4 protein-coding genes are annotated in these 10,838 nt (G+C 67.0%); 3 read left to right on the top strand and 1 reads right to left on the bottom strand.

The window, feature by feature from the left end; genetic code table 11:
* Positions 1–707, bottom strand: a 707-nt coding sequence (locus tag ACO6D5_RS26705) for a LysR family transcriptional regulator (RefSeq protein WP_485827051.1), incomplete at its 3' end; no start/stop codon positions are given.
* Between the two features lie 106 nt (positions 708–813).
* Between ACO6D5_RS26705 and ACO6D5_RS26700 the strand changes: the two genes are divergently transcribed.
* The 3 genes from ACO6D5_RS26700 to ACO6D5_RS26690 form a co-directional block, all read left to right on the top strand.
* Positions 814–1,878, top strand: a complete 1,065-nt coding sequence (locus ACO6D5_RS26700; RefSeq protein ID WP_315844999.1) for an alcohol dehydrogenase catalytic domain-containing protein — start codon at positions 814–816, stop codon at positions 1,876–1,878.
* Between the two features lie 413 nt (positions 1,879–2,291).
* On the top strand, positions 2,292–6,575 hold the full coding sequence (locus ACO6D5_RS26695) for a hypothetical protein (RefSeq protein WP_485827050.1): 4,284 nt from the start codon (positions 2,292–2,294) through the stop codon (positions 6,573–6,575).
* 10 nt (positions 6,576–6,585) lie between these two features.
* Positions 6,586–10,838: hypothetical protein (locus ACO6D5_RS26690; protein WP_485827049.1), on the top strand; the 4,253-nt coding region annotated here is incomplete at its 3' end.

Genomic DNA, 10,838 nt, shown 5'->3' with positions numbered 1-10,838 from the left:
TCGACCGCGGCGCGCACCTCGGCATGCACGTCGCTTAGCGCGATGCGGCCCGTGACGTCTACCTCGATCGCCACGCCGTCTTTCTCGAATTCCCATTTGTAGAAACGGCCGCTGGCAAAGCGGTAGCGCACGCATTCGTGCCGCATCAGGTCGTGGGGGTGGCGAGGAATCTCGCGCCCTTGCAGATACGCGGGCGACGCCACTACCGCGGCGCGCAGACTGGGGCCGATGGGCACGGCCACCATGTCTTCCGGCACGGCTTCCAGCAGCCGCACGCCGGCGTCGAAGCCCGATGCGACGATATCGACAAAGCTGTCGTCTTCACCGATTTCCAGCCGGATGTCCGGGTAGGCTGCCAGGAAACGCGCGGCAAACGGCATGAGCAGCATGTAGGACGCCGCGCGCGACGTGTTGATGCGCAACGTGCCGGAGGCCGCCCCGCGGAAGTGGTTCATTTCCTCGAGCGCGTCGCCCAGGTCGCTAAGCACCGGCAGCAGGCGCTCGGCCAGGCGCTGGCCGGCGTCGGTCAGCGCCACGCTGCGCGTGGTGCGGTTGAAGAGATTCACCCCCAGCCGCTCCTCCAGGCTGCGGATGGCGTAGCTGACCGCCGAGGTCGACAAACCCAGTTCCTCGCCGGCGCGGCGGAAACTGCTGTGACGGGCCACGGCGGAAAATGCGGCCAGGTGCGACAGGTTATCGGGCAGCACGATTATGCAAATCCTTCGAATAAAGCATGCGGAAATTCTAGCTTGATCCCTCGGTTTCGCCGGAATATTGTGAACGCCTGCTCAACAGAATTTATTCGAGACCGTCATGATCCAAGCCCGAGGCTACGCCGCCCACAGCACCGATACCCCCCTGGTTCCGTTCAGTTTCACCCGGCGCGAACCCGGCGACGACGATGTGCTGATCGAGATCCTCTACAGCGGCATCTGCCATTCCGACCTGCACCAGGCGCGCGGCGATTGGGGCAACTCCGTCTATCCGATGGTGCCGGGCCACGAAATCGTCGGCCGCGTCACCCAGGTGGGCAAGAACGTCACCAGGTTCAAGGCGGGCGACTACGCCGGCGTCGGCTGCATGGTCGACTCCTGCCTGCACTGCAAGGCCTGCCGCCTCAACCTGGAGCAATACTGCGAAGAAGGCGCCACGCTGACCTACAACGACCACGAACGCGGCAGCGACCAGCTGACCTTCGGCGGCTACTCGGACCGCATCGTCGTGCGCGAACACTTCGTCGTGAAAGTGTCCGACACGCTGGACCTGAAGGCCGTCGCTCCGCTGCTTTGCGCCGGCATCACCACCTATTCCCCGCTGCGCTATTGGAAGGTGGGCCCGGGCCAGAAAGTGGGCGTCATCGGCCTGGGCGGCCTGGGGCACATGGGCGTGAAATTCGCCCGCGCGCTCGGCGCGCACGTCGTGATGATCACGACGTCGGCCGACAAGGGGCGTGACGCCAAGCGCCTGGGCGCCGATGAAGTGCTGGTCTCGCGCGACCCCGAGGCCATGGCCGCGCACGCCGGCACGTTCGACTTCCTCTTGAACACCGTCCCCGTCAGCCACGACGTGAACCCGTACATGGCGTTGCTGGGCTTGAACGGCACGATGGCGCTGGTGGGCGCGCTGACGCCGCTGGACCCGATCCCGGGCTCGAACCTGATCATGGGCCGCAAGTCGCTGGCGGGTTCCGCCATCGGCGGCATGGAAGAAACGCAAGAGATGATGGACTTCTGCGCCGAACACGGCATCGTCAGCGATGTGGAGATCGTGCCGATCCAGTCGGTCAACGACGCCTACGAACGACTGTTGAAGAACGACGTGAAATACCGCTTCGTGATCGACATGGCGTCGCTGGCCGCGGAACCGGCCGCTGCCTGACCGGACGCCGCGCCGGCGCGGCGCCCTGCCGCGCCGGATGCGATTTCGGGGCCGGGGCCGTTACGCATGCAAACAAAAAATAATCCCGATCGTCCGGCCCGCCCCACCGCGCCGGCGGTTGGTATCCATCCGCGCAAACGTAACGACTTCAGGTTGAGGGTTCACTTGAACTCTGCGTCCTTGCATGATGGCGCCTACGCCCAAAGGCCACATCCTGCCCGGGATTCCCCCGCTCGCCCCGAGATCCGTCCCCCTCGATTCCCCGGCGCGCGACGCGCCCATGCATGCTGCGCGCGGCCTTGACCACTAACACGGCAGGGGGATAGATTTCCGCCACTAATGCAGTTCGATTCGCAGGTAGCAGGACAAGCAGGGATTGAATTCCGTTGTTCCTTATTTGCAGGAGAACTGGCATGGTCACCAGAAAGCCTCGTCCTGCCTCCGCGGCGGGCACGGCAACCCGACGCCAGACGGCAACAGCTGGCGCGTCCGCACTGGGCGGCGGCATCGTCCGGATCCCGCCCGGCATACCGAGCCTCAACCCCGACCCCAACCGCAATTTCTTCGACGGCTCGCGTCCCGGCCAGCCCGTGCTGCGCCCTGCCGATCTCCTGGCGCTGCGGATAGAGCTGCGCAACCTGAGCGTAACGCCCGGCCAGCCGCCGAGGTTGAAGAAGCGCGGCAGCGGCGCAGCGACGTTGATCGTGCACTTTCCGCCGCAGTCGATTGCCGAAGAAACGTTCTTCGCCACCGCCTCGCCGGGCACCTCCAATCGGCCGCCCCCGCGCGACGGCACGCCGGACAAGCCCGAACCCGCAGGCGGCGGCGAAGAAGCGCCATCCAAGCCGCCGGTGCGCGCGCGGATGGCGGGCGAATCCCGCCTGGCGTTCACGGTCCCCGACGGCTTTGACGTGCCGTACACGCTGGAGGGCGTGCTGGCCGCGATAGAGTCGCTGCCCCTTGCCGTGCCGTCCAATGCGCGCGCCCCCACACCCAGCGCCCCCCGCCCGGTCTTCAGCCTGCGCGACCTGCTGGACAAGCCCTTCAACAAACGCGTCGCCAAACTCCCCCCCGCGCAACGCGCCGCGCTGGCCAGCTTCGCCTTGCGCAACCTGCGCCTGGCGATGCAGCCCGGCGCGCCGGCCGCGGCATTGCTGTTGCGGCAGGCCAGCGGCAGTCCAGGACTGCGCGCATTGCGCCTGCCCTCGGCAGCGACCGCCTCCGCCGCGATACGCGCGGGCAGTATCGCCATCCCCGCACCGCGCGGGCCTCGACCCGCCTTGCCAGGCCCGCAACAAACCGCGATCGAGCTGCCCTGGCGGCTGATTCTCAGCCCGTATGCGCAAGAGCGCTGGCGCCACGCCAAAGCGCCCGCCACCTCGCCCGATACCCTTCACACCGAGCTCTGGCATTCGCGCCTGCTGGCTCCGCCGTCGCCAGACCCCGACATCGAACCGCCGGGCGCCGACGCAGCGCGCACCGTCCGCGCCGTCTGGGCGCTATCGGGGGAAGGCTCGGAAAAGCCCATGCAGGCTCCCTACCCCGTGCCCATGGACACGTCCCTGCCCCGGCCGGGCACCATTCCATTTCGCATGCCGATGGACGATTTCGACCGTTTCCAAATCGCGCACCTGTCGTCGAACTTCTCGGTTGCCGACTACACGCCCCAAGCAATCGACACCCGGCTGCTGATGCTGTCTTCGCTGGGCGCGTGGCTGGACTCGCGTGGCAACTGGGACGCGCCGGGCCTGTCCGTGGAGGAATGGACGCATCGAGGCGCCATGGGCCGGGACCATTATGTGCGCGTGGTCTACAAAGGGCTGCTGTATCCATTCGGCCATCGCGCATCGCTGATCAAGGTCAGTGAACGCAAATTCCATCACGACCGGACCGGCAACCCCGCCTATCTGCGCCAGCGGCTGTTCATCATCGTACGCGAACGCGAACGCGTGTACGCCGACCCGGCCTACACCACGCAAGCCGGCGGCCGCACCGTCTTCCTGCACAGGCAGATGCCCTTGACCAGCGTGCGCATTTTGACGACGGTCACACCCAGCCTGGATTCGCCCGAGGCGGCCGACAGCTCGGTCGACAAGCAATTGCTGTTTTGGCCATACGTGAACCAGACGCCCTTCCGGTTTGCGTGCTCGGCCACGGACATCGACGGCCGCACCGTGCAGTTCGACCTGCCCATGGTCTTCATGGACGGCGGCTATGCTTGTCCCCGCACGCAGACCGGACGTTGGCTGACCCCGCTTTACGACAAAGCCGAAGCGTTTGCGGCACTCGCGCAAAAAGCCTGGCGCAGTGCGCCGCAAACCATGCGCCAAGCGCCGATGCGGCAGCAGCAAATCACGCTGGCGCCCAGCGTAAAGGCCGGCGACACCGCCGCGCAAGCGGAGTGGCTGGAGTTCGATGCCGTGGTCGACCCCGGCAACGCGCAACTGCGCGCGTACAGCGACAATCTGAACGGCCCCGTCTTCTATCCGCACGTCCGGCGCGCGGCGTTGCGCATTGCGGCACTGGCCAAATTGACCGGCAGCACCAAGACCAGCACGCTCAGCTGGAACGCCTATTACCTGGCGAACGGTTTCGATGCGGGCAACGCCGGCCAGGTCTTCGGCGATATCGACGCGGAGCCGGGTCTCGAAGGCGGCGCATCATTGGATTTCTCGGCCCAGGGCGACCGGGCCGGAGGCTTCGTCCAGCCGAACCTGCGCCCCAGCGCCCTGTCCCGGCTGGCAGGGCCGGTCAGCGGCAACGCGGACGAATTCCTCGGCGGCACCTTCAATGCCGCGCAAGCCTTCTCCCCCGGCACGGGCGGGCTGCCCTTGCCCTTGCTGTTCGGCTGCATCCCGCTGGGAGAAGTGATCAGCACCGTCACCGACGTGGCGGGGCAAGCGGACAAGGTGCCGCGCTTCGTCGCTGAAGCCTGCTCACAACTGGAAAGCCTCATCAACGATGCCGGCAGGCTGTACGGGCTGGTCGCGGGCCTGGCGCAGGAACCGGGCCGCATCGGCCAAGGCGCGCTGACGGCCCTGCGCGGCACGCTGGCGGATTTGCAGGCGCAGGCGCAAGCCTACGCCGGGCCCCTGGTGCAGGATGCGCGCATGCGCGTGGATCAACTGAAGGCGGCGCTTGACGCGGTGGCCGCGCAGGCGGCCTTGCTTGCGGACCAGTCGTTCGACACGACGCCGTCGCTGCCCGGATTGCCAGGCGCGCTGGCCGCCGCGCAGGCGGCGGTCGACGCCTTGCGCGCGGCGACGCAGCCGCCGGCAGGCGGTCCGTCATTGCCGTCGGGATATCGCCAATCGCTGCTGCAGGCAGCGAATGTCGGCGAGGGCCTTATCACCGCGCTGGGGGGGGTGCCCGCGCTGCTGACGCAAGGCAAAGCCCTCTACGATGCGCTGCACGCTCTGGTGGGCGACCCTGATCAGTTGGGCGCGATCCTCTCGGATGCCGCCACGCTCGCGCCGCGGCTGCAGGCCATCTCCGCGGCGGCGAAAGCGCTGGCCGCCACCGTCGCGGGGTCGGCCCTGCTGGATGGCGCGCCGCGGCAGTTGTTGTCCACCGCCTTGCAGGCGCTAACGACTGCCGTCGACGCCGTGCTGGCCAGTACCGAACTGCTGGCCATGCTGACGGGCGACGAACTGACGTTGCGCTTCGACTGGAATCCGCTGATCAAGAACTGGGCGTTGGAACCCGGCGGGCCGCCGCTGTTTCGCGCCAACGATCCCCAGGGGTTTCGCGTGGCTGTCGAAGCCAAGGTGCGCAAGAACGGGCAAAGCGCGCCGAGACTGTCTGTTGTCTGCTCGCTCAAGAGTTTCGATCTGGTGCTGATCGCTCCCGCCAGCTTCATGGAACTGAACTTCGAGAAGATCGAGTTCCGTGTCGACACCGCCTCGAAGATGGACGTGGACGTGGTGCTGACCGACATCAAATTCGTCGGGCCGCTGTCCTTCGTGGAGACCTTGCGCGATCTGATCCCGCTGGACGGCTTTTCCGACCCGCCGCATCTGGACATCACGCCGCAGGGGATCGACGCCGGCTACAACGTCGCGCTGCCGGCGATCGCCATCGGCGTCTTCAACCTGTCCAACTTGAGCCTGGGCGCGGGGTTCACCGTGCCGTTCATCGGCCAGCCCCTGTCGGTCCGCTTCAACTTCTGCACGCGCGAACAACCCTTCAATCTGTCGGTATGCCTGTTCGGCGGCGGCGGATTCTTCGGCGTCACGCTGGACCCCAAGGGGGTTCAGATCATGGAGGCCGCCTTCGAGTTCGGCGCCAGCGTTTCGGTGAACCTGGGCGTGGCCTCCGGCGGCGTGCATGTCATGGCGGGCATCTACTTCCGCATGGAAAAGAACGCCTGCTCGCTGGCCGGCTACTTCCGCATGGGCGGTTACGTCAGTGTGCTGGGCCTTGTCAGCGTCTCCATCGAGCTGTATCTGGAACTGCGCTACGAATTCGAAAGCGGCAAGTGCGCCGGACGCGCCACCCTGACCATCGAGATCGAGATCTTCATGTTCTCGAAAAGCGTCCAGATCAGTTGCGAACGCAAGTTTGCCGGCGCCAATGGCGACCCGGGCTTCCGCGACCTGATGGGTCCGAACCCTGAACTGCCATTGGACGAAGAACTGGCGCTGATCAGCACGACCAGCCGCTACGCCTGGCGTGAATACGCCGAAGCCTTTGCCTGAGGATTTCCCCATGGCCAAGCAGACCCTTCTATGGACCGTCATTCCGAACGGGCGCGTGCCCGACGGCGAGTTCGCCGGACAACTGCGGGTATCCGTCGTGGCGTCGCCCAGGCTGACGCCGGAAACCGCCGCCGAGCAGGAACTGGGCGCCTTCGCGGATTGGGCCGATTGGCCCGCGACGCTCGGCGGCCTCGGGTTTGTCCTGAACACCGGCGCCGACAAGATCGACCTGCAGATCCTGCCGCAAGCGGACTCGGCGCTGTGGATGCGGCTGCTGCCGAAGACCACGCCGGTGACGGGCTTCGAGTTCCGCGACATGAGCCAGGTCAATCTGCTGTCGTATTCCGTGGCGGGCGTACTCGGTCTGGTCCGCGAACACTACGGACGCCTGGCGGTGGAATCCACTACCACGCATCCCACGCTGCTTCCCTGGCGCAACGCCCATCCCGCGTTGCGGACCTTTCTGACCGCCTGCGGCACCCCTGTCCGGGAACGGGACGACGGCGAGAATTTCAAGAACACGGGATTCGATCGGTTCTTCGACGAGCGCGGCGGCGGCATTGAACGCGTGTTGCGGGAGCTGGTGTACGGCAAGCGCAGTGTCTACCCGGGCCAGACGGCCGGCCCCGGCGCAGACGCCGACGGCAACGCCCGACCCGGCCCGACATTTCCCTTGCGCGCCTTGCCCGGCAGATGGCAGGACCGGAACCACCAGGGCGTGGATGAAAGCCTGATGGAGAACTGGCGCACGCAAGGCGAGTACACGCTGTTCCAGGCGAACCGCTTCTATCGTCGCGATCCGCCCACCGCCAAGCAACGCGAAATCTTGCGCCCGGACGGCAAGCACGTGCCGCCCGCGCCGAAGCAGCCGGACATGGATTTTCATGCCATCGTCGCGTCATATGGCGAGTACCCCGCTTTGCTACGTCAGCTGGGCCTGGTGATCGATTGCGTGCTGCCGCCGGACTCGCCGCTGGACCAGCGGCTGGCGGCCGGACCTGGCGCCCAAGGCCTCTTTTGGCTGATGCTGCGCGGCGACGGCGCACCGGCTGGCGGCCACACGTTTGCTGCCACGGCGTGGGCCGGCGACGCCGAACGTTTCATCGCCCGCTCGCGCAGTCCGGACCACGAACGCGGCATGCTCAGGCTACGGATGGCCGATGACCGTTGGGACACGCGCGAACCGCGAAATCCGCAGTTCGACGTCTATCAGGTCGACCCGGATGGAGCCGCGCTGAAGACCGTGAATTTCGTGCTGACTGCGCAGAACCTGATCGGCCGCAGCCTGGAACGCGGGGCAGACGGCGAAGTCACCTATACCACCGGCGACAAGCAACCCGTGGCCGCGCTGCGATCTGCCGGCCTGGGCGTGTCACGGCGCGACCGTGCGCGAGAAGTCGCTCAAAACGCGGCGTCGGCGGCCTTGAAAAACGCGGCCCTGTCCGGCGAACCCGGCAGCATCGTGCTCTACACCGAAGACCTGCTGCGCGGCTATCGCGTGGATGTGCAGCCCTATCCGCCCAACGACCCGCAACGTTGGCAATCGCTGTGCCGACGCCATGGCGCGTACCGCTGCACCGACGGCGGTCCGGACCTGACGTTTCCGGACGACGAGGGCTATGTGAAAGGCGCGTCGGCCACCGGCGGCGGCGCCGATCCCGATGACCATTACCTGCACGAATCACTGTTCCGCTGGACCGGTTGGAGCCTGGTCGCCCCGCGTCCCGGGCGCACGCTGCGCGATCGGACCGACCCCGCCAGCGGCGTGCAAGGTGAACATCCCGAATCCGTGCCCGACACGGCCAGCGCCGGCGGCAATGGCCTGGCCGTGACATTCAGCGCCGTCAAAGGCAGCCTGCCCCGCCTGCGCTATGGCATGCCCTACCGCTTGCGTGCGCGGCTGGTGGATCTGGCCGGCAACAGCCTGGCATGGGACGACCCCTCGCTGGAAAAGGATGGCAACGTCACTCAGCCCGTAACCTACTGGCGCTTCGAACCTGTCGACCCGCCTGCGTTGTCGCACCGCGCCCGCACCAGCGAAGGGGAATCGCTGGAACGCCTGGTGATCCGCAGCAACCGCGGCCAGGATCCCCAGACCTATCTGTCCAGCCCCGACTTCGTGAACGCGTCGGCCGCCTCGACGGATTTCGACTACCGCGCCGTGAACGAACGCCACGTGGTGCCGCCCAAATCATCGCAATTGCAGTGCGAAACGCATGGGCTGTTCGATGCCATGTTCAGCGACGCGGACGGCATCAAGAAGGCCTACGAGATCTCCGCGCGCGACACCGGTACGCTGTTCGACAAACTGCCCGGCGCCGACGTCGAACTGGTGACGCCGGAGGCGTTGGCCGGCGTGGCCACGACCGACCAATTGCCGCCGCGCCCGCCCAGCCCGGACGAACCCACCGGCGAACGGCTGGCTGCCGGCCAGTACGTGATCCATCGCGAAGCCCAGGTACGCACCCCTTACCTGCCGGATGTCGCGGCCTGGGGGATTTCGCTGCGCGCACAACCCGGCCACACCCTGCCCGGCGTCACCGGGCCGATGGTGCTGGGCGAAGGCGCCGTGGTGCTGGCCGCCCCGTCCGGAGAATGGGTGCTGCTGGTGACCTACGCCGGCCAGTGGCCTGATACCGTCGGGCTGCGCATCGCGCTTGCCGAGCGCGCCGCCACGCTGACGGATCCCCCCTGCGCGGAAAGTTATCCAGACGATGGCGCGCCCAAGTGGGACAAGGACAAACGCGTCCTGACCTTCTTCCTGCCCAAGGGAATGATCGCGCGGCTGCGCTATTCCAGCTTTGTGCACCATGGCGTGCTCGACACCTTCGGCCTGTCCGACTGGGTCAGCGGCGACGCCAACCGCAAGGCGCTGCAAATGGCGGCGGTGCTGGGCAATTGCTGGATGCTCACCCCCTACCGCCCGTTGGTCCTGGTCCACGCCACCCAGCAGCCGGTGTGCGAACCCGTGTTGCTGCTGACGGACGAACTGCAACGAGAGCCCGGTGCGCCGTTTGCCGACCTGCAAGCGCGCGTGCGGCTGCACGGGCCCACCACCGGCAAGATCGAAATCGAGGCCGATTGGCAGGAATGGCAGGACGATGTCGCCAAGCCGCGCCCGGAACGCCTGGACGGGCACGGCGTGCTGGCCGAGATTCCGTTGGCCGAGAATTATCCGAACCTCTTCAGCCTGAGCAACGCCGTGGCCGAACAGCTGCAAGGACCCGGCAAGCAGCGCGCTCCCGGCAACCGCCATGAATTCGGCGATACCCGATATCGGCTGATCCGGTACCGGCTGCGCGCCACGACGCGTTTTCGGGAGTACCTGCCGCCTGCGTTGTACGGCCAGACGGACAAGGTCACGCGGCTGGGGCCCATCGCGCAGGGCCCGTTGGTCCTGACGGGCGCCGACACGGACCCGGGCGCCCCGGTGCTGACGCAAAGCGGTGCGGCGCTGAACACCGTCGTGCTCGCCAGCGCGCCACCCGCTGCGCCGAACCTGATGTATGTGTTGCCAACGTTCCGATGGCAGCAAACCGCCAGCGCCGCCAGGCTGGACAGCACCCGCCTTGGCAACGGGCTGCGGGTATGGCTGGAGCGCCCCTGGTTCTCGTCAGGCGACGGCGAGTTGCTGGGCGTGGTGATTTACGGAGACGGCAAGAACTTCACGGATGTTCCCGAAGAGATGACGCCCCTGGTCACGCAATGGGGCATGGACCCGCTATGGGACGCCCCGCCTCCCGCGCACCGGACGCGCGTGGCCGACTTCGCGGCGCGCGTCCTGGACGAAGACGTATTCCTGCAGGAGCTTCCCGCCAGCAAAGTGCGTGTGGTGGGCCACCGGGTCCACTGGGACGACGCGCGCGCGCGGTGGTACTGCGACATTGAATTGGACCCCGGCCGCAGCTACATGCCGTTCGTGCGGCTGGCGCTGGCGCGCTATCAGCCCCACGCCATCGATTCGGCCAAACTCTCGCGGGTGGTGCTGGCCGAATTCGCGCAAGTATTGCCGCGCCGCCGCGCGGTGTTTGACCGGCAGCGCGGCAAGCTGGCCTTCACGCTGCGTGGCGTGGTGCCCGCGCATGGCCCGATGCAATTCCCCATGGAATCGGAATACCTCGGCATTTCCTTTCTTCCGGTGCTGGGTCAGCCCGGGGAAAGCGGCCGCAACCGGATCGAACTCGTGCTGCAGACCCGCGATCCTGCGGTCGACAGCGATCTGGCATGGAGCGACGGCCCCGTGCTGGCCTCGGGTCTGCTCGA

It is taken from the genome of Achromobacter sp. (genome assembly GCF_057314935.1).
The sequence above is the reverse complement of the archived record's forward strand: the minus strand, read 5'-3'. Positions and strand labels throughout refer to the sequence as shown.